Source organism: Rhizobacter terrae (assembly GCF_003852895.1).
GTDB classification, from domain to species: Bacteria; Pseudomonadota; Gammaproteobacteria; order Burkholderiales; family Burkholderiaceae_C; genus Albitalea; species Albitalea terrae.
Map to the genome: position 1 here is coordinate 431,934 of NZ_QUSW01000001.1, position 22,126 is coordinate 454,059.

The window sequence follows — 22,126 nt, forward strand, 5'->3', positions numbered from 1 at the left end:
CGCAAGTCCCGCCATCGGCACAAGCCGGGCCCGCGCGGCAGAATGCCGCGATGTCCGCTGCCTGGCTGATGGTCGGTTCCTCGCTGCTGTTCTCGCTGATGGGCGTGTGCGTGAAGCTCGCATCCGCCTCCTACAGCACCGGCGAGATCGTCTTCTACCGCGGCACCATCGGCGCCCTGGTGATGGCCGTGCACACCTGGCAGCTGGGCGGCACGCTGAAGACGCGCGTGCCGCTGATGCACCTCACGCGCAGCGTCACCGGCGTCTCCGCGCTGTGCCTGTGGTTCTATTCGATCGGCCAGCTGCCCATCGCCACCGCGGTCACGCTGAACTACACCTCCTCGCTGTGGATGGCGCTGTTCCTCATCGGCAGCTCGCTGGTCATCGGCACGCAACGGGTGCCGATGCGGCTGATCGCCACCGTGCTCATCGGCTTCGTGGGCGTGGCGCTGATCCTTCGCCCCACCGTCGACGCGGACCAGTTCCGGCCCGCCCTCATCGGCCTGCTGTCGGGCATGCTCTCGGCCACGGCCTACCTGCAGGTCAGCGGCCTCGGCCGCGCGGGCGAACCCGGTCACCGGGTGGTCTTCTACTTCTCGTTGGGCAGCGTCGTGGCCGGGGCGCTCAGCACCTCCACGCTCGGCTGGCATGCGCACACCTGGCATGGCATCGCGCTGCTGGTGGCCGTGGGCGTGCTGGCCACCGCGGCGCAATTGCTGATGACACGCGCCTACACCGTCGGCCGCCCGCTGGTGAACGCCAGCCTGCAATACCTGGGCATCGCCTTCTCGTATGGCTGGGGCGTGTTGCTCTTCGATGACCGCATCACCGGGCTGGCCATCGGCGGCATGCTGCTCATCGTGGTGGCAGGATTGCTCGCCACGCGCATGCGCTCGCAGCCGCGGGCCACGGCCGACTCCACGCTCCCCAATCCCGACAGCCTCTCCACATGACCTACGACACCCTCATCAGCGTCCCGCAGCTTCGTGAACTCCTCCAGGCGGGCAAGAAGCTCGTGCTGCTGGACGCCAGCTTCGACCTCATGGACCCCTCGGCCGGCGAGAGGGCCTACGGCGGGGCGCATCTGCCGGACGCCCGCCACGCGCACCTGGACCGCGACCTGAGTGCCGAGAAGACCGGACTCAACGGCCGCCACCCCATGCCCACGCGCGAGGCCTTCGCGAAGACGGTGGGCACCTGGGGCATCGACGAACACACGCAGGTCGTCGCGTACGACCGCCAGGGCGCGATGTATGCGGCCCGCGTGTGGTGGATGCTGCGCTGGCTGGGGCACACCGCGGTGGCCTTGCTCGACGGCGGGTTCCAGGCCTGGCAGAAGGCCGGCGGCGAGGTGCAGACGAGCATCCCCGAGGTGAAGGCACTGCCGCCCTATCCGCTCAAGCCCTCCCTCGTGCCCAGCATGGACGGCGACACGCTCGCCAGCCAGCTCGGCAAGGTCCGGCTCATCGACGCCCGTGCCGCCGAGCGCTTTCGCGGCGAGGTGGAGCCCATCGACAAGCAGGCCGGCCACATCCCAGGCGCCTTGAACCGCTTCTTCAAGGACAACCTCGATGCCGAAGGCCGCTTCAAGCCGGCCGAGCAGTTGCGTGCCGAATGGTCGCCGTTCCTGGCCGGTGACCTGCCGGTGGTGCAGCAGTGCGGGTCGGGCGCCACGGCATGTCACAACATTTTCGCGATGCAACTGGCCGGGCTGGGAACCTCCACGCTCTACCCCGGTTCATGGAGCGAGTGGTCGGCCAATCCGGCGCGTCCGATCGCCAAGGGCTGATCCAGCGCAAAGCCCTTTGCTCCGCGGGCTTGACGGACACGGAAGCTGCGCACATCCTTGCGGTGCCGAGGTTCCAGGCACCACACCGCAAGGAGGTGATCATGTTCCAACGCATTCTGGTTCCCACCGACGGGTCGGACATCACCAGGAAGGCCGTCGACACCGCCATCCGGCTGGCCCAGTCGGTGAAGGCCACCATCCTCACCATCAGCGTGAAGGAGCCCTTCCCCTACAGTGCCATCTCCGAGATGCAGCCCACGCCGCCGCAGGAGTTCTTCGATGCGCAGGAGCGCATCGCCTTGCAGCGCATCGGTGACGTGCGCCGCACCTGCGAAGCGGCCGGCGTCCCCTGCGAGGCGCACACCGTGGAGGCACTTCACCCCTGGGAAGCGATCATCGAGCACGCGCAGCGCGAAGGCTGTGACCTGCTGGTGATGGCCTCGCACGGGCGGCGCGGCGTGAGCGCGCTGCTGCTGGGCAGCGAGACGCAGAAGGTGCTGACCCACTGCACGCTGCCGGTGCTGGTGGTCAGGTAGCGAGGCTTCAGTGGTGCAGCGAGCTCGTCGCCAGCACCACGATCACCAACCCGCCGCCCAGCCAGGCGAGCTGGGCCGCGGTATCGCGCCATGACAGGCGGTGCTGAAGCTGTGGGATCAGGTCGGCCACGGCCACGTACACGAAGCTGCTGGAGGCCACCACCAGCAGGTACGGGAAGAGTTCCTTCCACGGCCCCACGATGAAGTAGCCGATGACGCCGCCCACCACCGCCGCCATGCCCGAGGCGGCGTTGTAGATGAGCGCCTTGCGCCGCGACAGGCCCGCGTTCAGCAGCACGATGTAGTCCCCCACCTCCTGCGGAATCTCGTGGGCGATGATCGCCACCGAGGTGACCACGCCCAACCGCAGGTCGGTGAGGAAGGCGGCGGCGATGATGATGCCGTCGCAGAAGTTGTGGATGCTGTCGCCCATCAGCACCGACCAGCCGCCGCGCCCGGCCTGCGCCTTGTCGAAACCGTGGTGATGATGGTGCTCGTCGCCTTCGTGGTGGTGCTGGTGCCGGTACAGCTCGGCCTTCTCCAGCAGGAAAAAGAACAACAGCCCGCCCAGCAGCGTGGCGAAGAGGCTTTGCGGGCTGGCCTTGCTCTCGAAGGCCTCGGGCAGCACGTTGAGCAAGGCCGTGCCCAGCAGCACGCCGGCCGACAGGCTGACCAGGTCGCGCACCACGCGCGCCAGCACGTTCAGCGTGAGGCTGGCGGCGATGAGGACGGAGAGCAGGCCGCCAGCCAGCGTGGCGAGGACGATGTAGAGAAGGGTCATGGATGAACCGCGAAGGCCGGGCATTTTAGGCTGCATGCGCATGGGGCGTTGCGGCGCAAGGATTTCGCGCAGGCCATTCATCTGCGCATGCTGCTTTGCGAGAGACAATCGCGCGCATGACTTTGCACCCCTCAGACGCCGCAAGCGTGCGCTGGCCCGGACAACTCGCCGCCATCGACATGGGCTCCAACAGCTTCCGGCTGGAAGTGGCGCAGACCCACCAGGGCAAGTACCGCCGCATCGACTATCTGAAGGAAACGGTTCGCCTGGGCGCAGGGCTGGATGCCAACGGCTTCCTCACCGAGGAGGCCACCGAGCGCGGCCTCGCCTGCCTGGCCCGTTTCGCCCAGCGGCTGCAAGGCTTCGTGCCCTGGCAGGTGCGTGCGGTGGCCACGCAGACCCTGCGCGAGGCGCGCAACCGCGACGCCTTCCTGGCCAAGGCACAACGGGTGCTGGGCTACCCGATCGAAGTGATCTCCGGCCGCGAAGAGGCGCGCCTGATCTACGCCGGTGTCGCGCGCCTGCAGCCATCGGACCACTCGCGCCTGGTGGTGGACATCGGCGGGCGCTCCACCGAGATGATCATCGGCCGCGGGCGCAAGCCGCTGCGCGCGGAGTCCTTCCAGGTGGGCAGCGTGAGCCTGTCGATGAAGTACTTCGGCGACGGCCGCTTCACCGAGGCTGCCTTCCGCGCCGCGCAGATTGCTGCGGGCGCCGAGCTGGAAGAAGCGCTGGAGCCCTTTGCCCCGTCGCACTGGACCGAGGCGCTGGGCTCGTCGGGCACGGTGGGCGCGGTGTCGCAACTGCTGGCCGCCAGCCAGGTCACGGACGGCCGCATCACGCCCGACGGCCTGCGCTGGCTGATGCAGCAATGCCTGAAGGCCGGCCGCGTCGACAAGCTGGCGCTGCCGGGACTGAAGGAAGACCGGCGCGCCGTCATTGCCGGCGGGCTGGCCATCCTGTACACGCTGGCCATCCACTTCGGCATCGGCGAGCTTTTTCCTGCACGCGGCGCCTTGCGCCAAGGGGTGATCTTCGACCTCGACGAACGCCTGCAGGCCGCGGCGAAGGAAGTCGACGGCCACGACATCCGCGATGCGTCCGTGCGCGAACTCCAGCGCCGCTTCATGGTCGACACCCACCAGGCGGCCCGAGTGCAGTTGCTGGCAGATGCGATGTACGAGAGCGTGCAGCCCAAGGCCACGCACGACGCCCGCCGCGAGCTGCAGTGGGCCTGCGCCCTGCACGAGACGGGAATGATGATCTCGCACCACGACCACCACCGGCACAGCGCCTACGTCGTGGGCCACGTGGATGCCGCCGGCTTCTCGCAGTCGCAGCAGCGACGCCTGGCCGACTTGGTGCTCGCCCAGCGCGGCGGCCTGAAGAAGGTCGAGCCCCTGCTGACGCAGCCCGGTTTCGTCTGGCAGGTGATGTGCCTGCGGCTGGCCATCATTGCCTGCCATGCGCGCGGCGAGGTGGTGGCGGACGGGCTCAGGCTGAATGCAGCGGGTGGCGTGGCGACACTCTCCGCACCTGCCGACTGGATGGCCGCGAACCCACGCACCCTGCACCTGCTGACCGAAGAGGCCTCGGCCTGGGACAAGGGCGGCCCACTGGCCCTGCACATCCGACGCTGAGCCGCGCATCACCTGGTGGCGCCGCAGGCTGCGCCTGCGCGATCTCGAGGCGCGCCTTCGCAACGCCATCGCGAATTGCGCCTGCGGCAGTGCGCCAGATGGTGCGGCCTTCGTACAGTGGGTCAATCCCACGCCGCAGGGGCACCGTCATGCCAAAGAGCGTCAGCAACGACTCTTCCTCTCACATCCCCGCGGACCCCGCGCTGCATCACCAGGCGAGGGCCGACCAGCCTCCTGTCACGCGGGCCCGCTCCAGTTCCACCTCGCGCCTGGGAAGCGATGCCAACCCGATGCCGTCCACACGCGCGGGCATTGCCGGCAACGCGCAAGCGTCACAGGCCAGGCAGGTCGGATCGACGGCGCTGACCAGCTTCTTCAGGTCCCGCTCCGCCGAAGACCTGATCGCCACCGCATCCAAGGGCCTGGAGGCAGAGCACCACGCCTTGAAGGCCCAGATCGAGACGGCCAGCACGCCGGAAAAATTCAGCGCGCTGAGCGTCGCGCTGGACAGCCAGCCGCCGGCCAGTCAGACACAAGGCGCGGCCGCGTTGGGCGAGCGCTTTGCAAAGCACATCGAGCACATGGGCTTCCAGGACGGATTCAACACGCTCAAGACGATGGCCGAACTGGCGGCCAAGCTGAAGACGCATCCTGGCAGCGCGGCGAACGTGGCCGACTTCGCCGACGCCATGCTGCGGGCTTCCTCGCGCATCATCAAGGAGGCCAATGGCCCGAACGGGGCGGGCCTCACCCCCGACAACCGCCGCAACATCGCCAAGCAGGCCCGTGTGTTGCAAGAGGCGCTCGGACAGGCGCTGGCCGCGAATGACTCCGGACGCACGCCAGCACGGTTCGAGAAGCTGCTCGGGAGCGCGTTCGGCACCGGCACGCTGGTGTCTGCAGAATTCGGGCTCAACAAGCTGCCATGCCTGACCAGCCACATGCCCTCGGCGACCGACCAGGACAAGGCCAGGATCGCGGCCATGCTCTTGCAGATCCTCACCTGTGCAAAAGGCCCCATCGGCATGGAGGCCGTCTGCCAGCCGCGGCTCGATCCGAAGGTCGGACCCTTTCATGCGGTGCACCAGGTCATTGCCGACCGCGGCCTGGACCTGGCCAAGTACCCGCCCCTCAAGGAGCTGCTCGACGGACTGCAGGAGAGCGCCGACCTGTCGCACGCGTTGTATGGCACGCCTGCCGAGGTGGCCGAGAAGATGCATCAGTTCGCGGCCGAGGATGGATTGAAGATGAAGGCCGCGTCGCCGCAAACGATCCACGCGGAAACCGTGCGCAGCTTCGGCTATCTCATCGATGCAGCCAAGGCCAACAACCCGGCGGCGCTGCCACAGGTCATCGCGAGCGTCCTGGACGCCTATGCCCCGTTCGTCGACGACCGCCAGGCCATGATCGAACAGCTGGTCAAGGACCATGGCGTGATGGGCGCGGCCCACGCCACGCGCGGCACCCCGCAGGAAGTCGCCCGGGAACTGACGAGCGTGGCGACGGCCGACATCAAGATGCGCAAGGCGGCGGCCGACAACGCCTTGAGCCGGCCGCAGTCCACGGTCGAATCGCTGCACTGGACCGAGCCCACGGATGCCGACCTGAACGCGATGATCGAGGGCCAGACCCTTCAGAACTTCGAAGCCCAGTCAAGAAGGCTGCAAGCGGAAAATCCCGCAGCCCTGCAGGCCGGTGTGCAGGCCATGGCCCGGGCTTACGCGCCATTCGTGCGTGATGCCGTCAAGCTCGATCCGCAGGCGATGTTGGACAAGCTGGCCGCTGGCTGAACCGATCGCGCGCGGCGAACGCTAGAGGTAGTCCGGCCCCTGCACGGCCTGCAGCACCACCTGCGACAGGCCTTCCTTGTCACGGCTCTTGAGCCACCACACCGCGCCCTTCTTGATGACCCAGGGCTGCGGATGCTCGCACAGCAGATAGGCCGCCACCAGGCCCAGCGTGGGCTGGTGGCCCACCACCAGCACCGGCTCGCCGGCATCCGGCCACCGGGCGGCCTTCAGCAAGGCCTCGCCGGTCGCGTCGGGTGCGAGCGCATCCAGCGTCTTGAAGTTCTTGCCCAGTGCCTTGGCGGTCTGCTGCGCCCGCAGCGCAGGGCTCACCAGGATGCGCGTGGAATGCGCCAGCCGCTGGTTGAGCCACTCGGCCATGCGTTGCGCCTGACGCTCGCCCTTGGAGGTGAGCGGGCGGTCCACGTCGGCCTGCCCCTCTCGCTCGACCTGCGCTTCCGCGTGGCGCCAGAGGATGAGGTCCATCAGGCGTCCGCTGCCACAGGGGGCGTGAACCACTGCATGAGCGCGTGCTGTGCGCTCGGGCCATCGGTGCCGACCCTGGCGTAGCTGCCGTCGGGCGCGAGTGTCCAGGCATCACGGCCGTCGTGCAGGTAGGGCACGAGGCACTCGTCGATCACGCGCTGGCGCAGCGCCGCATCGCGGATGGGCCAGGCCACTTCGATGCGGCGGAACATGTTGCGGCTCATCCAGTCGGCGCTGGACAGGAACAGGGCCTCGTCTGCTTCGCTCGGACCCCAGCGGAAGTACAGGATGCGCGAATGCTCCAGGAAGCGGCCCACCACCGAGCGCACGCGGATGCGGTCGGTGACGCCGGCGATCCCTGGCGGCAGCATGCAGGCACCGCGCACGATGAGGTCGACTTCCGCGCCGGCCTGCGAAGCGCGGATGAGCGCCTCGATGAGCGGCACGTCCGTCAGCGCATTGATCTTCGCGACGATGCGCGCCGGCTGCCCCTTGGCGGCCGCATCGCCCACCATGGCGATGTACTGCATGGTGCGCCGGTGCAGCGTGAACGGCGCCTGCAGCAGCAGCTTGGGCGCCTTCATCTTGCCCAGGCTGGCCAGTTGCTGGAACACGGCGTCCGCATCGGACGTGAGGTCGGGGTCGGCCGTGAGGTAGCCCACGTCGGTGTACATCCGCGCGGTCTTGGGGTTGTAGTTGCCGGTGGACAGGTGTGCGTAGCGGCGCAGGCGCCCTTCTTCGCGGCGCGTCACCAGCAGCAGCTTGGCATGCGTCTTCAGGCCGACGATGCCGTACACCACCTGCGCACCCACGGCTTCCAGCCGCTCGGCCCAGTTGATGTTGGCCTCTTCGTCGAAGCGGGCCTTGAGCTCCACCACCGCCATCACTTCCTTGCCGCGGCGGGCGGCCTCGATGAGCAGGTCCATCAGCGGCGATTCGCTGCCGGTGCGGTAGATGGTCTGCTTGATGGCCAGCACGTCGGGGTCGTGCACCGCCTCGCGCAGGAACTGCACCACCGGCTCGAAGGACTCGAAGGGATGGTGCAGCAGCACGTCGTTGTGGCGCAGCCGGGCGAAGATCGATTCCTGCCGCGGCAGCCGGCCCTGCGGCCAGGCGCCCTCGAAGGCCGGAAAGCGCAGCGCGGGCGCATCGGCCTGGTCGATGAGCTGGTTCAGGCGCACCAGGTTGACGGGGCCATTCACCTTGTACAGCGCGGCCGGCGGCAGGCTGAACTGTTCCAGCAGGAACTCGAACAGCTCCGGCGGGCAGGTGCTCACCACCTCCAGGCGGATGGCCTGGCCGAAGTGGCGCGTCGTCAGGCCCGAGCGCAGCGCCTGGCGAAGGTTGATGACGTCGTCCTCGTCGACTTCCAGGTCGGAATCGCGGGTCACGCGGAACTGCGAGAAGGCCTCCACCTCGCGGCCCGGGAACAGCTCCTCCAGGTGCGCGCGGATGACGCTCGTGAGCTGCACGAAGGCTTGCTTGCCCTTGGGCGCGATCGCATCGGGCAGCTTGATGACCCGTGGCAGCACCCGCGGCACCTTCACGATCGCGATGGTGTTCTCGCGGCCGAAGGCGTCGCGCCCACTCAGGCGCACGATGAAGTTCAGCGACTTGTTGGCGACCTGCGGAAAGGGGTGCGAGGGGTCCAGCCCCACCGGCACCAGCAGCGGCCGCACCTGCTTCTGGAAGAAGTCGTCCACCCACTTGCGCTGCTGCTCATTGCGGTCGAAGTGGTTGAGGATGACGATGCCTTCGCGCTGCAGCAGCGGCATCACCTCGTCGTTGAAGACGGCGTACTGCTCGTCGATGATGGCGTGCGCCTCGGCGGCGACGGATTCGAGGTCGCGGTTGGACACGCCCGCGCCGGGCTGGCGGGCCGCCTCGATGTAGTCGGCGAAGCGCACCTCGAAGAACTCGTCCATGTTGGACGAGACGATGCAGACGTAGCGCAGCCGTTCCAGCAAGGGAACGTCCACCCGCCTGGCCTGGGCCAGGACGCGGCGATTGAATTCAAGGATGGCGCGTTCGCGGCTGAGCAGTGCAGGCAAGGCACTGACCGCAGCAGTGTCGGGACTCATGAACTCAGTTTATGAACATTTCGCGACGGTTTCGTGACAGTCCCCTCCCGGCCAGCGCCCACGGGCACCAGGAAGCTGATGAACTGGTCGCACACCGGCTTCCAGTCGAACTCCAAAGCCCTGGCGCGGGCCCGGTCTCTGGGAATCTTCAAAGCCTCCAGCGCCGCGTGGCGCAGGTCGTCGTGCAGCACGCCGCCGTCGGAAGACCCCACCACGTCCAGGGGGCCAGGCACCGGGAAGGCCGCCACCGGCAGGCCGCAGGCCATGGCTTCCAGCATGACCAGGCCGAAGGTTTCGCTGTGGCTTGGGAAGACGAAGACGTCGGCGGCGCTGTAGATCTTCACCAGCTCGGTCCGAGGGACCACGCCGCGCCACTGCACCTCGGGGTACTTCGCCCGCAGCGAGTCCAGCAACGGCCCGACGCCGTAGACCACCTTGGTGCCGGGCAGGTCCAGTGTCAGGAAGGCCTCCAGGTTCTTCTCGTAGGACACGCGGCCCACGTACAGGAAGACCGGGTGCGGCATCTTCAGGTCCGCATCCGGCGTGGGCTGGAACAGCGACAGGTCCACGCCGTGCGACCACTGGCGCAGGTTCTGGAACCGGTAGCCCTGCAGGATCTTCAGCATGCCTTCGGTGGGCACCATCACGCCCGACGACGGTGCGTGGAAACGCCGGAACCAGGCGTAGCCCCAGCTTTGCGGGACGTGCAGCGCCTTGGCCAGGATGTCGGGGAAGCGCGTGTGGAACGCGGTGGTGAAGGCGAGGCCTCGCTTCAGGCAGTAGCGGCGCGCGGCGCTGCCCAGCGGGCCTTCGGTGGCGATGTGGATCGCATCCGGCTGCGCCTCGTCGAGCATGCGCTCGACCTGGGCACCGGGCAGCCAGGCCAGCTCGATCTCACGGTAGCCCGGGCAGGCGAAGCGCCGGAAGGCGGAGGGCTCGATGACCGCCACCTCGTGCCCGCGGGACCACAGGCCGTCCTGCAGTTCCAGCAAGGTGGTGACCACGCCATTGACCTGCGGCAACCAGGCATCCGTGACAAGTGCAAGCTTCATCTGGGAGCCTCCGTGCTGCGCACTGCGGCGCGAGCCCCTTCGGGCGGCCGGGCGGGGCTCATGCAGCCACCGGCAGTTGTTGTTCCTGAACCAGCACCGGCTGCGCCGCAGGCAGTGGCGGCTTGGACCAATCGATGATCTCCAGCCGTCCATCCGCATGCTCGACCAGCGCCGTGAGGCTTTCCACCCAGTCGCCGTCGTTGGCGTAGAGGATGCCGTCGATGTCGCGCAGCTCCGCATGGTGGATGTGCCCGCACACCACGCCGTGCATGCCGCGCTTGCGGGCCTCGCGCGCCACGGCGTTCTCGAAGTCGCCCACGTAGCTCACCGCCCGCTTGACCTTGAGCTTGAGGTACTTGGACAGCGACCAGTACGGCAGCCCCAGCCGCGCACGCAGCGAGTTGAGCCAGCGGTTCAGACGCAGCGTGAACTCGTAGGCGCTGTCGCCCACGTAGGCCAGCCACTTGGCGCACTGGATGACAGCATCGAAGAGGTCGCCGTGGATGATCCACAGCTTGCGGCCGTCAGCCGTCTCGTGGACCCACTCCTCGGCCACGTCCACGCCGCCGAAGTTGTGCTCCACGTAGCGGCGCGCGAACTCGTCGTGGTTGCCGGGGATGAAGACGACCTTCGTGCCCTTGCGGGCCTTGCGCAGCAGCTTCTGGATGACGTCGTTGTGTGCCTGCGGCCAGTACCAGCTGCGCTTGAGCTGCCAGCCGTCGATGATGTCGCCCACGAGGAAGAGGTTCTCGCTCTCCACGTGCTTGAGGAAGTCGAGCAACGCATGCGCCTGGCAGCCTGGCGTGCCCAGGTGCAGGTCCGAGATCCAGACGCTGCGGAACCTCAGCCGGGGCTCGGGCTCCGGCTGGGCGTCGGGCGCGGCATCGTTCCATGCGCGCAGGAAGTTGGCGTCGCGTTGCATGGACCCGCATGGTTTCTCACGCGGGTGACGCGGTCATGGCAGGCTTGTGAAAGACCGATGACGGCGGAGGCCTCAGCCACGCGGATGGTGCTGCGCATGCATGGTGCGCAGCCGCTCGCGGGCCACGTGGGTGTAGATGGTGGTGGTGGAGATGTCCGCATGGCCCAGCAGCATCTGCACCGCGCGCAGGTCGGCGCCGTGGTTGAGCAGGTGCGTGGCGAAGGCGTGGCGCAGCGTGTGCGGCGACAAGGGCACGTGCACGCCGCCGCGCAGCGCATGCTGCTTGACGAGCTTCCAGAACATCTGCCGCGTCATCGGCCCGCCGCGGGCGGTGACGAACAGGGCATCGCTGGCCTGGCCCTGCAGGATGTCGCTGCGCGCCTCCGCCAGGTAGCGCGTGATCCAGGAATGCGCCTCCTCGCCGAAGGGCACGAGCCGCTCCTTGGCCCCCTTGCCGGTGGCACGCAGCGCGCCTTCGGCCAGGCTCACATGCACGGTCTTCAGCCCGACCAGCTCGCTCACCCGCAGGCCGCTGGCGTACATCAGCTCCAGCATCGTGCGGTCGCGCAGGCCCAGCGGCGTGTCCACGTCAGGTGCGGTCAGCAAGGCCTCCACCTGCGACTCGCTCAGGACCTTCGGAACGCGCATCGGCTGCTTGGCCGCCAGCAGCCGCAGGGTCGGATCCGCCGTGGCGAGGTGCTCGCGCAGGGCCCAGCGGAAATAGCGCTTGAACACCGTCAACCGCCGGTTGCTGCTGGTGGCCTTGCTGCCGGCGTGCCGGGCGACGCTGTACTCGCGCAGGTCGGTCTCGCGCGTGGCGCTGAGGTCGCGTTCGTGCGTCTTGCCCAGCCACTGCGCATACAGCGTGAGGTCGCGCCGGTAGGCCGCGAGCGTGTTCGCGGACAGGCCGTCCTCGACCCACAGGGCGTCGATGAAGCGGTCGATGCTCTCCTGGCTGGCGGCGGGAATGCTCATGCGTGACGCGATTGTGCTTCAGGCGACCAAGAGAAAGGCGCCCAAGAGAAAGGGGCCCGCAGGCCCCTGGAATGGACAACGAGGTCCGGCCTCAGTCGAGCTTGAGCTTCTGGTCGGCCACCACCTTCTTGTACACGTCGTACTCCGCCTTGATCTGCGTGGCGAACTGATCCGGCGTGTTGGCGATGATGATGGAGCCCGTGTCCTCGATGCGCTTCTTGACGCCCGGGTCATCCACCGCCTTCTTCACCGCCGCGTAGACCTTGTCGACCACGTCCTTGGGCAAGCCCTTCGGACCGTGGATGCCGTAGAAGGCCATGCGGTTCACCGGCTCCAGGCCCACTTCCTTGAACGTGGGCACGTTGGGCAGCTGCGGCAGGCGGGTCGGCGCCGACACCACGATGGCGATCAGCCGCCCGTCTTTGATGAAGGGCAGCGCCGACGGCAGGTTGTCGAAGATCATCGGCACCTGGCCGGCCACCGTGTCATTCAGCGCAGGGCCCGCACCGCGGTAGGGAATGTGGGTCACGAAGGTGCCCGTCAGGCTCTTGAACAGCTCCATCTGCAGGTGGCCGATGCCGCCGGTGCCGGACGTGCCGTAGCTGAACTTGCCGGGGTTGGCCTTGACCAGGGCCAGGAAACTCTTGTAGTCCTTGGCCGGGAAGGACGGATGCACCGCGATCACATTCGGCGTGGCCGCCACGTTGATGATCGGCGTGAAGTCCGTCAGCGGGTTGTACGGAATCTTCGGGTTGATGGCCGGGTTGGCCGCGGTGGTGGACACGGTGGCCATGCCCAGCGTGTAGCCGTCGGGTGTGGACCGCGCAATTTCGGTGGCGCCCACCGAGCCGCCGCCACCGGCCTTGTTCTCGACCAGCATGGTCTGGCCCAGCGCCGGGCCGGCCTTCTCGGCGACCACGCGGGCCACGATGTCGGTGGTGCCGCCGGGTGCGAACGGCACGATCAGCCGCACCGGCTTGGACGGATAAGTCTCTGCCCATGCGCCACCTGCTGCGATGAGCGAGGCGGCCACCAGGCCTGCTTGAACCACGGTTCTGCGTTGCATGAAGTCTCCTGTTGCGATGCCGTCCGGCGCCGCGCGACTCCCTCGCCCGCCGCCTTCTTGTTGACGAGCATGGTGACGCCGCGCGCTGATCGCGCGATTGTGGGAACTACGATCCACCCCCCGAGTTTTCCCCGAGGCCGGCCTGGGCCAGGGCCCAGTCGATGTGCTCGCGCACCAGCGCGCAGGCGGATTCTCGCCGCGAGCGTAACGCGTCGGCGATGTCCCCACGGCCGGTTGCCCGCAGCGCGTTGCCCAGGGCCACGGCGATGTTGCGCAGCCACGCCTCATGCCCGATGCGGCGGATGGGGCTGCCCTCGGTGTAGCGCAGGAAGTCGTCTTCGCTCCAGGCCCACAGGTGCAGCAGTTGGGCATCGGACAGGCCTTCGCGCGCATCGAAGTCGGGCACGGTGGCGCGTTGGGCGAACTTGTTCCAGGGGCACACGAGCTGGCAGTCGTCGCAGCCGTAGATGCGGTTGCCGATGGCCGCGCGCATCTCCACGGGGATGGGGCCGCGGTCTTCGATGGTGAGGTAGGCGATGCAGCGGCGCGCATCCACCCGGTAGGGCGCGATGATGGCCTTGGTCGGGCACACGTCGATGCAGGCGGTGCAGCTGCCGCAGTGCGCCTGCACCGGCTCGGTCAGCGGCAGCGGCATGTCCACGTAGATCTCGCCCAGGAAGAACATGGAGCCGGCCTCGCGGTGCAGCGTCAACGTGTGCTTGCCGCGCCAGCCGATGCCGCTGCGCGAGGCGAGTTCCACCTCCAGCACCGGGGCCGAATCGGTGAACACGCGAAAGCCGAAGGGACCGACTTCCTCCGCCAGCTGGTCGGCCAGCTTCTGCAGCCGCGAGCGCAAGACCTTGTGATAGTCGCGGCCTCGTGCGTACATCGACACATTGGCCTGCATTGGATCGGCCAGCCGCTGCCATTCGATGGCCTGCCAGCCCTCGGGCGTGTTCGAGGGAAGATAGTCCATGCGCGCGGTGATGACACGCACCGTGCCGGGCACGAGTTCTGCTGGACGCGCGCGCTTGAGTCCGTGCGTGGCCATGTAGTCCATGGAGCCGTGAAAGCCGTTGTCCAGCCAGCGCATGAGCCCCGGCTCGGCGCTGGCCAGGTCCACATCGGCCACACCGATCTGTGAAAATCCCAGTGCCGCGGCCCATTGCCGCAGCAAGGGCAACAACGCATCCGCATTCAAGTCTTGAGCACCGGTCATCCACCGATTCTAGAAACCGCAAGCCTCGTCTGGTCCGGCGAGGCCGATTGCGCCGCCACCGCCGCCCGGCTGGCGGCCCACCCTGCCATCCGGCGCGCCTTCATCGAACTGCATGGCACGCTGGGTGCCGGCAAGACGACCTTCGTGCGCCACCTGCTGCATGCGCTGGGCGTCGAAGGCCGCATCAAGAGCCCGACCTACGCGGTGATGGAGCCCTACGAGCTGCCGGAATTCAATGCCTGGCACTTTGACTTCTACCGCTTCAACGACCCGCAGGAATGGGAAGACGCCGGCTTTCGCGACGTGTTCGTTGCCGAAGGCCTCAAGTTGACCGAATGGCCCGACAAGGCGCATGGGTTGCTGCCCGTGCCCGACCTGCGCGTGGCGATCGCCATCGGCGAGCATGACGAGCGCCATGTGAGCCTCGCGGCGCTGACGCCGCTCGGACAGGAGCTGCTGAAATGAGCGCCGCGGAACTTCCCGACCTCGTGCCCATGCAGCCCGATCCGCGCATGTCGCGCCGCGCCGCCTTGCGCGCCATGGGCACGCTGGCCCTGCTGCTGGGCAGCCGCGAGCTGGCCTTCGGCGCGAGCATCGTGGCCGTGCGCGTCTGGCCGGCGCAGGACTACACGCGGGTGACCATCGAGTCCGATGCCGCCTTGTCCGCCAAGCACTTCATGGCCGAGAACCCCTCGCGCCTGGTGATCGACGTGGACGGCCTCGAACTCAGCCCGAGCCTGCGCGAGCTGGTGGGCAAGGTGCGCTCGGACGACCCCTACATCGCCGGCGTGCGCGTCGGGCAGAACCTGCCGCGCGTGGTCCGCCTGGTGATCGACCTGAAGCAGCCCACCGCGCCGCAGGTGTTCACCCTGTCGCCGGTGGCGGCCTACCAGCACCGGCTGGTGTTCGACCTATACCCGACGCAGGAGCATGACCCGCTGCTCGCGCTCATCCGCGACAAGGAAGCGGCGGAGCAGCAGGCGGCCAAGGCCGTGCGCGATGCGCTGGGCGAGTTCATCGGCAAGGTGGACAAGCCCATGAGCGCGGCATCGGGCGTGGGCCTGGCGACGGCGCCGCCGGCGTCGGTTCCGGTGACGGCCGCGTCGACACCCAATGCCGTCGTCACTGCCCAGCAGCACCAGACCAGGTTCGACCGCCTCGTCGTCGTCGCACTCGACCCAGGCCATGGTGGCGAGGACCCCGGCGCCGTCGGCCCCAGCGGCCTGCGCGAGAAGGACGTGGTGCTGCAGGTGGCCCTGCAACTGCGCGATGAGATCAACGCCGTGCCCGGCATGCGCGCCATGCTCACGCGCGACGCCGACTTCTTCGTGCCGCTGCACGAGCGCGTGCGCAAGGCCCGCCGCGTGCAGGCGGACCTGTTCGTCTCCATCCACGCCGATGCCTTCTTCACGCCCGAGGCGCGCGGCGCGTCGGTGTTTGCCTTGAGCGAGCGCGGCGCCAGCAGCAGCGCCGCGCGCTGGATGGCTGACAAGGAGAACGCCGCCGACTTGGTGGGCGGCGTGAACATCAAGGCCAAGGATGCGAGCGTGATGCGCACCCTGCTGGACATGAGCACCACCGCGCAGATCAAGGACAGCATGAAGATCGGCCACGAGGTGCTGGGGCAGATCGGCAAGGTCGGCCGCCTGCACAAGGGCTCGGTGGAGCAGGCCGGCTTCGCGGTGCTGAAGGCGCCCGACATCCCGTCCATCCTGGTGGAGACGGCCTTCATCTCCAACCCCGAGGAAGAGACCAAGCTGCGCGACGCAAAGTACCAGTCGCAGCTGGTGGATGCGCTGACCACCGGCATCAAGCGCTACTTCGCCAAGAACCCGCCGCTGGCACGGCAACGCACGCTGTAGAACACCCAACGCATGAGCATTCTCGAGACCGAACGCACCCGACTGCGCGAACTCCACGAAGGCGACGCCGCCTTCACCCTCGAACTGCTGAACGAGCCGGGCTGGCTGCGCTTCATCGGCGACCGCGGCATCCGCACCGAGGACGCAGCGCGCGAGTACATCGAGAAAGGGCCGGTCGCGATGTACGGCAAGCATGGCTTCGGGCTGTGGGCGGTGGAGCGCAAGAGCGACGGCGCGACGCTGGGCATGTGCGGACTCATCAAGCGCGACACGCTGGACGACGTGGACATCGGCTTCGCCTTCCTGGAGCGCCACAGCGGCCAGGGCTATGCGTTCGAGGCGGCCAACGCGGTGATGGCGCATGCCCTCCAGACACTGAAGCTGCCGCGCGTGGTGGCCATCACCTCGGTGGACAACGACAAGTCCATCCGGCTGCTGGGCAAGGTAGGCCTGAAGTTCGAGAAGCTGATCCGCCTTGCCGGCAGCGATGAAGACGTTCGGCTGTTCGGGACGGAATGATGAAACGCACGTTGCTTCTGCTGATCACCATGGGCGAGCGCAGCCTGAGCACGCTGCACGAGCGGTTCGAGGTGATCCATGCACCCACGGCTTCCGAGCGGGCTGCGGCGGTGGCTTCACATGGCACACGGGTAGAGATCGTCCTCACCAATGGCGTCACTGGCCTGCGCGCTGACGAGATCGACGCAATGCCCAAGCTCACCTTGGCTTGCGCACTCGGCGCCGGCTACGAGAACCTGGCGGTGGACTATGCACGCGCCCGCGGCATCGCCCTGGCCAACGGTGCCGGCACCAACGACGACTGCGTGGCCGACCACGCGCTGGCGCTGATGCTCGCCACCGTGCGCGCCATTCCTGCGCTGGACAAGGCCTGCCGCCAAGGCCTGTGGCGAGATGACCTGCCGATGCGCCCGCAGCTGGCACGCAAGCGGCTGGGCGTGCTGGGCCTGGGCACCATCGGCAAGAAGATCGCGCAGCGCGGCGCCGCCTTCGACATGCCGGTTGGCTATCACAACCGGTCAGCGCGCCACGACGTGCCCCACCGCTACTTCGACAGCGTGCAGGCGCTGGCCGAATGGTGCGATGTCCTCGTCATCGCCACGCCCGGCGGCGCGTCGACGAAGCACCTCATCGACGCGTCCGTGCTCCAGGCGCTGGGCCCGCAAGGCTTCCTCGTCAACATCGCGCGTGGAAGCGTCGTCGACACCTCGGCCCTGGCCGCCGCACTGCGCGCCGGTGAACTCGGTGGCGCCGGCCTGGACGTCTACGAGACCGAACCCAAGCCACCGGCCGAACTGCTGGACCTGGCGAACGTGGTGCTCACGCCCCACATCGCCGGCTGGTCGCCGGAGTCGATGCAGGCTTCGTTGGAATGCTTCCTGGAGAACGCTGACCTGCATTTCGCCGGCCGGCCTCTGCGCACGCCGATCTGATCAGAACATCGCCTTGAACTGCGCCCCCCAGGTGCGCGGCTCGTTGATGAAGCCCGTCAGGTTGTTGAAGTCGATGCCGCCGGTCACGCGGATCTGGTTGGTGATGTTGCGGCCGAACAGCGCCGCCTCGTACTTGCCGTTCGCCCACGAGTAGCCCACGCGCAGTCCGCCGGTGAGCAGCGAGCGCCCTGTGAATTCCTTTGACTCGTAGAGGAAGAAGTTGACGCTGCTGCGGTACGACCAGTCGGTGAACACGAAGTACTCGCCGCCGTTGGCCGCCGGCACGCCGTAGCGCACGGTGACGTTGCCGATCCAGCGCGGCGCGTTGGGCAGCGGGTTGCCGTCGATCAGGGCCTGGCCTGAGCTGTTGACCGGATCCAGCACGGTGCAGGCGGCGCACACGCCCACCGCCAGCCCCGGGTCCTTGATCTTCGTGAGGTTGTAGCTGCCGTTGAGCGTGACCAGCAGGTTGTCCGCGAGGTAAGCCTCGACGGTGCCTTCGATGCCCTGCCCCATCGACTTCTTCGCGTTGAGCAGCCGCGTGAGGTTGCTGGTGCCGCCGACCGCGGTGAGCTGCTGGTCGCGCACGTCGTAGTGGAAGAGGCTGAAGGCCACGCGGGCACGGCGATCGAACACGTCGGCCTTCACGCCGACTTCGTAGGACGTGGTGCTCTCCGGCCCGGCCGACGACATGGCACCAAAGGGCGACGCAGGCTGGATGCTGGAGCCGCGGAAGCCCGTGGCGATGCGCGCATACACGTTGGCCTCAGGCGTCAGCGCGTAGGTGCCGCTCAGGTCCCAGCTCACCTTGGAGTCGCTCGTGTTGGTGGACAAGCCGTTGGATGCATCCAGCGACGGGTCCGGATCGGTCGCGAGGTCCTTCTTGTCATGCGTGTAGCGCAGGCCGCCGCGCAGCTTGAGCACCGGGCTCAGCTCGTAGTTGACCGAGCCGAACAGCGCCCACGCGTCGTTCTTCTGCCGCGTGGTGGTGAGCCCCGTTTGCGCACCGCCACCCAGCGAGTCGTAGCTGCTGCTGTCGATGTGGTAGTCCTCGTGGAAGAGGTAGACGCCGCCTTGCCACTTCAAGGGGCCGGCCGCGGTGGATTCCACGCGGAACTCCTGCGTGAACTGGCCGTGGCCCCGCATCGCATCGGCCGTCTCGGAGGGGAACGGAATCGTGCCCGGTCCCGAAGGCGGCGCGAACGCGGCACCGTAGCCGCCATCGATGTCGCCGCGGCTGAAGCTGCGCACCGTCTCATAGCCGGTGATGGAATGCAGTGCAAGTCCATCGAGCTGCCACTTCAGCCGCAGGCTGGTGCCGCTGGTGTTGACGCGCTGCTCGTTCTTGCCGTCGATGGAGATCTGCTTCGGGTCGAAGCCATCCACCAGGTCGTTGCTGCCCTTCTTGATGATGTTCGCGCGGAAGAGCCGCGCGCTGCCGCTCAGGTCGCGCGCGTGCAGGTTGAGCAGCGCGCTGAAGTCGCGCGAGGGCTGGTACAGCAGTTGTCCTCGCAACGCGCTGTCGTCATAGCCTTCCAGGTCTTGCGTGGGTCCGGCGGCGAAGGTGTTCTTCACCCAGTCGCCGCGATGCTGCACCTGGGCCGACACACGCGTGGACCACTGCGCATTCAAGGGCACGGTGTAGGCCCCTTCGAGGTTCACGCTGTTGAAGCTGCCGATGCCGCCGTTGAAATAGCCCCCCGCCTTCTGGCTGGGGGCGACCGAATCGAACTTCACCACGCCGGCCGGCGTGTTGCGTCCGAACAGCGTGCCCTGCGGACCGGCGAGCACTTCCACCTTGTCGGTGTCGAAGATGGGAAAGCCCTTGAGGATGGGGTTCTCCTGCACCACGTCGTCCACGATGAGCGACACGGGCTGCGAGGCATTGAGCCGGAAGTCGGTGTTGCCGTAGCCGCGGATGTAGAAGCGCGGAAAGGCACGTCCGAAGGACGACTCGATGTTCAGGCTGGGCACGCGGCCGGAGAGGAAGCGGATGTCCTCGCCGCCGGAGTTCAGCACGTCCAGCGTTTCGCCGCCGATGGTACTGACCGAGACTGGCACGTCCTTGATGTTCTCGGCGCGCCGCTCGGCAGTGACGACCACCGGTGCCAGCACGTTGGGCTTGGCGTCCTGGGCAAGCACACCGGAACCCGCGAAGGCCAGGGCCAGCATGGCGGGCAGCGGGCTCGGCAAGGCGGGGCAATGCGCTGGGCGGGCCACGATGGCGCGGCCCGCTCGGATGGCGAGTGAAGGCATGAGGCAGTCCCTCTGTTGAAGTAATGCACCGTCTTTCGCAACCGTCATGCCACGCGCGGTGCCGTTCGCACAAACGTTTGTCAGGACGGATGTCAGGGCGGCGGCACGCCCTCGCGCCACTGGTCCCAATGGCGCACGATGTCTTCCACCAGCGGGCCGCCGACCTTGTAGAGGTTGTGCGTGGCCGGCATGAACCCGCCCGATGCACCAGTGGTCGACGCGATGAGCGATGCATGTGCGGATTGCCCCGGCGCGGGGCGATCGAAGTTCGATCCGGTGCGCAGCACGGCCAGGCGCTTGATGTCCACGCGCCCTGCGGCGGCGGCACGCATCAATGCGTTGTAGGTGGCGTTGTCTTCCTGCTGCGTGGTGCAGTAGCGGCCCTTGCCGTCGGTGAGCAGGCGGGTCCACTCGCGGGCGTGCGCGCCCAGGCGGTGCCCGTGCCACCAGGTGTCGCCGCCCAGCGTGTCGCACTGGATGACCGCCGGCGGCTGGTTGGCCGGCGCCGACTTGTAGCGAGCGCGGTAGGCACGCGCCTTGTCGTTGTCTTCCAGCGTGGCGTTGCGCGACAGGGCCAGGGCCTTCTGCAGCAAGGCCTCGTCGAGCTGGAAGGCCTCGGTGTGGTAGTCGAATTTCGGCTTCTCGCCGGGCTGCTTCGTCATGATGCCGAAGTAGCCCGTCTTCCACGACTTGGGCATCTCGCGCGCATCGATCTCGTGGGCGATGCCGAAGTCCACCAGGTACCGCGCCCAGGCCGCGGAGCCGATCGTGCCTTGTGCGGGGTCGATGCCCGCGATGCCTGCGATGAGGAACCAGGTGTGCGTGAGGTCGAAGCGCGGGTCCAGCGTCACGGCGAGCGTGGACGCGGCCACATTGGCGTGCCCCATGCCGGCGGTCAGCAGGCACACATCGTCGGCGTTGCAGCGCAGGGCCGGGCTGTCAGGCAGCAGGCCGGGCACGGGCACCTTGTCAGTGAGGTGCAAGGGCTCGATCCACGGCGCGGCCTCGGGCTCGAACATCGTGATGATGAGCACCTTGAGCGCTCGTGGTGCGGGCGTTGCGCCTTGCGCCCAGGCGCCCACGCATGAGGCAGCCAGGCCGGCCAGGATGGCGCAGGCGCGCAGGGTCTTCATGAGGCTTGGCGTCATGGGCGGGCTCCGTGCTTGCGGGGCTGCCGGGCCCACGCATCGAGAAAGGCAAGCGTCACCGCCGAGGCGTTGGCTTCGGCCAGTCCGCTCGAAAACAGTGCACCGACGTCGGCATTGAATTCCTCCGCGCCGGCCAGGTCGCTCAGGCTGCGGAAGGCGATGTAGGGCACCTGGTTGGCATAGGCCACATGCGCGAAAGCCGCCGTCTCCATCTCGAAGGTCTGCGCCTGGAGTTGCTCGAACAGGTAACGGCGGTAGTGCGGGTTGGCGAGGAAGACGGTGGCCGACACGCCGCGGCCGCCGACGATCAGCTTGGGTTGCGCGGCCACGCATTGCTTGGGGTCCGGCTCGGCGCCTGGCGTCTGGACTGCCTTGGGACCGCACCGTTGAAGCACCGGTTGGATGCTGCGCGCCACGCCCATCATGGCCTCATCGACCGGGTAGTCGAACCGGAACTCCCCCTTGGGCGAATTGGCAGACGTCATCACGAAGTTCTCGCGCATGAAGAGACCCGTGGGTGCTTCCGGCAAGTTGAAGGACGGCACTGGTTTGCCATCGACACTGGCCAGCTTCAGGCCCAGACAGGACACGTCACCGGCGGAGCCGCACGGCGCGGGCGGGCTGCCGTCATGGTTCCAATAGACCTCCATCGGCATCGACCAACGCTCGGGAATCGTCACGTCGCCCACGTGGTGCGCCGGGTTCACGCCGCCGGCGATGCCGCTCATGATCAACCGCTCGACCCGGAAGTGGTCGAGCATGAGCTGGGTCACCATGGTCGAGTTGATCATGCTCACCCCGCTCAGCACGATGACCACGCGATTGCCGCGCAAGACCCCGGTGGTGAAACGGTTGCCGTTGATGACCACGCTGCGCTTGCGTGCGGTCTGCGCCACCAGGATGTCCGCCTCCTGCCCGAAGGCCGAGACGATGCCGATGCGCGGCGTGCAGTCGGTGAGGCACCTGGCTTGCGCTGCTTCGGCACGGCTGCACACCATGCTCGCAAGCAGCGTCACGGCCACCAGCAGCACGGACAAGACATTGCGTTCCGCCACGAACCCTCCCTGTTGTTCGA

Annotated in this window: 20 protein-coding genes; 9 read left to right on the plus strand and 11 right to left on the minus strand. The window is 67.8% G+C overall.

Annotation, left to right across the window (positions count from 1 at the left end; genetic code table 11):
- Positions 1-50: 50 nt before the first annotated feature.
- From DZC73_RS01935 to DZC73_RS01945, 3 genes are all read left to right on the plus strand, one after another.
- Complete coding sequence (locus tag DZC73_RS01935; RefSeq protein WP_198414759.1) at positions 51-953, plus strand: DMT family transporter; 903 nt, start codon at positions 51-53, stop codon at positions 951-953.
- Positions 950-1,789 (plus strand): sulfurtransferase, encoded by an 840-nt coding sequence (locus DZC73_RS01940; RefSeq protein ID WP_124538506.1) that lies wholly within the window; start codon positions 950-952, stop codon positions 1,787-1,789. Before DZC73_RS01935 ends, DZC73_RS01940 begins: the two co-directional genes overlap by 4 nt.
- A gap of 101 nt (positions 1,790-1,890) precedes the next feature.
- Complete coding sequence (locus DZC73_RS01945; RefSeq protein WP_124538507.1) at positions 1,891-2,325, plus strand: universal stress protein; 435 nt, start codon at positions 1,891-1,893, stop codon at positions 2,323-2,325.
- 7 nt (positions 2,326-2,332) lie between these two features.
- Here DZC73_RS01945 and DZC73_RS01950 read toward each other — a convergent pair whose 3' ends face one another.
- Positions 2,333-3,106: a ZIP family metal transporter gene (locus DZC73_RS01950; protein ID WP_124538508.1), complete on the minus strand. Its 774-nt coding sequence runs from the start codon at positions 3,104-3,106 to the stop codon at positions 2,333-2,335.
- Positions 3,107-3,222: 116 nt separating this feature from the next.
- On the opposite strand from DZC73_RS01950, the gene ppx reads away from it, so the two are divergent.
- The gene (ppx, locus tag DZC73_RS01955; protein WP_124538509.1) at positions 3,223-4,746 is read left to right on the plus strand and encodes an exopolyphosphatase; all 1,524 of its coding nucleotides are present in this window, start codon (positions 3,223-3,225) and stop codon (positions 4,744-4,746) included.
- A 149-nt stretch (positions 4,747-4,895) separates the two neighbouring features.
- On the plus strand, positions 4,896-6,536 hold the full coding sequence (locus DZC73_RS01960; protein WP_124538510.1) for a hypothetical protein: 1,641 nt from the start codon (positions 4,896-4,898) through the stop codon (positions 6,534-6,536).
- A 21-nt stretch (positions 6,537-6,557) separates the two neighbouring features.
- On the opposite strand, the gene sixA is transcribed toward DZC73_RS01960, so the two are convergent.
- The 7 genes from sixA to queG form a co-directional block, all read right to left on the minus strand.
- Complete coding sequence (sixA, locus tag DZC73_RS01965) at positions 6,558-7,019, minus strand: phosphohistidine phosphatase SixA (protein WP_124538511.1); 462 nt, start codon at positions 7,017-7,019, stop codon at positions 6,558-6,560.
- On the minus strand, positions 7,019-9,100 hold the full coding sequence (ppk1, locus tag DZC73_RS01970; RefSeq protein ID WP_124538512.1) for a polyphosphate kinase 1: 2,082 nt from the start codon (positions 9,098-9,100) through the stop codon (positions 7,019-7,021). The genes sixA and ppk1 overlap by 1 nt, the downstream gene beginning before the upstream one ends.
- The gene (locus DZC73_RS01975) at positions 9,097-10,152 is read right to left on the minus strand and encodes a glycosyltransferase family 4 protein (protein ID WP_124538513.1); all 1,056 of its coding nucleotides are present in this window, start codon (positions 10,150-10,152) and stop codon (positions 9,097-9,099) included. Before DZC73_RS01975 ends, ppk1 begins: the two co-directional genes overlap by 4 nt.
- A gap of 58 nt (positions 10,153-10,210) precedes the next feature.
- Complete coding sequence (locus DZC73_RS01980; RefSeq protein ID WP_124538514.1) at positions 10,211-11,074, minus strand: UDP-2,3-diacylglucosamine diphosphatase; 864 nt, start codon at positions 11,072-11,074, stop codon at positions 10,211-10,213.
- Positions 11,075-11,146: 72 nt separating this feature from the next.
- Entirely contained in the window at positions 11,147-12,049 is a 903-nt protein-coding gene (xerD, locus tag DZC73_RS01985; RefSeq protein ID WP_124538515.1) for a site-specific tyrosine recombinase XerD, read from the minus strand.
- 91 nt (positions 12,050-12,140) lie between these two features.
- Positions 12,141-13,115: a tripartite tricarboxylate transporter substrate binding protein BugE gene (locus DZC73_RS01990; protein ID WP_124538516.1), complete on the minus strand. Its 975-nt coding sequence runs from the start codon at positions 13,113-13,115 to the stop codon at positions 12,141-12,143.
- Positions 13,116-13,221: 106 nt separating this feature from the next.
- On the minus strand, positions 13,222-14,334 hold the full coding sequence (queG, locus tag DZC73_RS01995) for a tRNA epoxyqueuosine(34) reductase QueG (protein WP_124538517.1): 1,113 nt from the start codon (positions 14,332-14,334) through the stop codon (positions 13,222-13,224).
- Between queG and tsaE the strand changes: the two genes are divergently transcribed.
- The 4 genes from tsaE to DZC73_RS02015 are packed head-to-tail and all read left to right on the plus strand — an operon-like array spanning position 14,320 to position 17,647.
- Positions 14,320-14,799: a tRNA (adenosine(37)-N6)-threonylcarbamoyltransferase complex ATPase subunit type 1 TsaE gene (tsaE, locus tag DZC73_RS02000; protein ID WP_235834954.1), complete on the plus strand. Its 480-nt coding sequence runs from the start codon at positions 14,320-14,322 to the stop codon at positions 14,797-14,799. The genes queG and tsaE overlap by 15 nt on opposite strands.
- Complete coding sequence (locus tag DZC73_RS02005) at positions 14,796-16,196, plus strand: N-acetylmuramoyl-L-alanine amidase (RefSeq protein WP_407924081.1); 1,401 nt, start codon at positions 14,796-14,798, stop codon at positions 16,194-16,196. The genes tsaE and DZC73_RS02005 overlap by 4 nt, the downstream gene beginning before the upstream one ends.
- A 12-nt stretch (positions 16,197-16,208) precedes the next feature.
- The gene (locus DZC73_RS02010) at positions 16,209-16,715 is read left to right on the plus strand and encodes a GNAT family N-acetyltransferase (RefSeq protein ID WP_124538518.1); all 507 of its coding nucleotides are present in this window, start codon (positions 16,209-16,211) and stop codon (positions 16,713-16,715) included.
- Entirely contained in the window at positions 16,715-17,647 is a 933-nt protein-coding gene (locus tag DZC73_RS02015) for a 2-hydroxyacid dehydrogenase (RefSeq protein WP_124538519.1), read from the plus strand. The genes DZC73_RS02010 and DZC73_RS02015 overlap by 1 nt, the downstream gene beginning before the upstream one ends.
- Here the strand turns inward: DZC73_RS02015 and DZC73_RS02020 are convergent, their stop codons facing one another.
- The 3 genes from DZC73_RS02020 to DZC73_RS02030 all read right to left on the minus strand — a co-directional run bounded on the left by DZC73_RS02020 (position 17,648) and on the right by DZC73_RS02030 (position 22,106).
- Positions 17,648-19,903 (minus strand): TonB-dependent receptor, encoded by a 2,256-nt coding sequence (locus DZC73_RS02020; protein ID WP_198414760.1) that lies wholly within the window; start codon positions 19,901-19,903, stop codon positions 17,648-17,650. It abuts the gene before it with no gap.
- Between the two features lie 92 nt (positions 19,904-19,995).
- Positions 19,996-21,051: a purine-nucleoside phosphorylase gene (locus DZC73_RS02025; protein WP_124538520.1), complete on the minus strand. Its 1,056-nt coding sequence runs from the start codon at positions 21,049-21,051 to the stop codon at positions 19,996-19,998.
- A complete protein-coding gene (locus DZC73_RS02030; protein ID WP_235834955.1) occupies positions 21,048-22,106 on the minus strand; it encodes a 5'-methylthioadenosine/S-adenosylhomocysteine nucleosidase in 1,059 nt (352 codons plus the stop codon). Before DZC73_RS02030 ends, DZC73_RS02025 begins: the two co-directional genes overlap by 4 nt.
- Between the last annotated feature and the right edge of the window lie 20 nt (positions 22,107-22,126).

What these genes read in the sequence shown, in the direction of transcription:
- ppk1 (WP_124538512.1), bottom strand. Translation starts at nt 9,100, where the DNA reads ATGAGTCCCGACACTGCTGCGGTCAGTGCCTTGCCTGCACTGCTCAGC.
- sixA (WP_124538511.1), bottom strand. Translation starts at nt 7,019, where the DNA reads ATGGACCTCATCCTCTGGCGCCACGCGGAAGCGCAGGTCGAGCGAGAG.
- DZC73_RS02020 (WP_198414760.1), bottom strand. Translation starts at nt 19,903, where the DNA reads ATGCCTTCACTCGCCATCCGAGCGGGCCGCGCCATCGTGGCCCGCCCA.
- DZC73_RS02005 (WP_407924081.1), top strand. Translation starts at nt 14,796, where the DNA reads ATGAGCGCCGCGGAACTTCCCGACCTCGTGCCCATGCAGCCCGATCCG.
- DZC73_RS01975 (WP_124538513.1), bottom strand. Translation starts at nt 10,152, where the DNA reads ATGAAGCTTGCACTTGTCACGGATGCCTGGTTGCCGCAGGTCAATGGC.
- DZC73_RS01990 (WP_124538516.1), bottom strand. Translation starts at nt 13,115, where the DNA reads ATGCAACGCAGAACCGTGGTTCAAGCAGGCCTGGTGGCCGCCTCGCTC.
- DZC73_RS01935 (WP_198414759.1), top strand. Translation starts at nt 51, where the DNA reads ATGTCCGCTGCCTGGCTGATGGTCGGTTCCTCGCTGCTGTTCTCGCTG.
- DZC73_RS02010 (WP_124538518.1), top strand. Translation starts at nt 16,209, where the DNA reads ATGAGCATTCTCGAGACCGAACGCACCCGACTGCGCGAACTCCACGAA.
- DZC73_RS01960 (WP_124538510.1), top strand. Translation starts at nt 4,896, where the DNA reads ATGCCAAAGAGCGTCAGCAACGACTCTTCCTCTCACATCCCCGCGGAC.
- ppx (WP_124538509.1), top strand. Translation starts at nt 3,223, where the DNA reads ATGACTTTGCACCCCTCAGACGCCGCAAGCGTGCGCTGGCCCGGACAA.
- DZC73_RS01980 (WP_124538514.1), bottom strand. Translation starts at nt 11,074, where the DNA reads ATGCAACGCGACGCCAACTTCCTGCGCGCATGGAACGATGCCGCGCCC.
- xerD (WP_124538515.1), bottom strand. Translation starts at nt 12,049, where the DNA reads ATGAGCATTCCCGCCGCCAGCCAGGAGAGCATCGACCGCTTCATCGAC.
- DZC73_RS01950 (WP_124538508.1), bottom strand. Translation starts at nt 3,106, where the DNA reads ATGACCCTTCTCTACATCGTCCTCGCCACGCTGGCTGGCGGCCTGCTC.
- DZC73_RS02015 (WP_124538519.1), top strand. Translation starts at nt 16,715, where the DNA reads ATGAAACGCACGTTGCTTCTGCTGATCACCATGGGCGAGCGCAGCCTG.
- DZC73_RS01940 (WP_124538506.1), top strand. Translation starts at nt 950, where the DNA reads ATGACCTACGACACCCTCATCAGCGTCCCGCAGCTTCGTGAACTCCTC.
- DZC73_RS01945 (WP_124538507.1), top strand. Translation starts at nt 1,891, where the DNA reads ATGTTCCAACGCATTCTGGTTCCCACCGACGGGTCGGACATCACCAGG.
- queG (WP_124538517.1), bottom strand. Translation starts at nt 14,334, where the DNA reads ATGACCGGTGCTCAAGACTTGAATGCGGATGCGTTGTTGCCCTTGCTG.
- DZC73_RS02025 (WP_124538520.1), bottom strand. Translation starts at nt 21,051, where the DNA reads ATGACGCCAAGCCTCATGAAGACCCTGCGCGCCTGCGCCATCCTGGCC.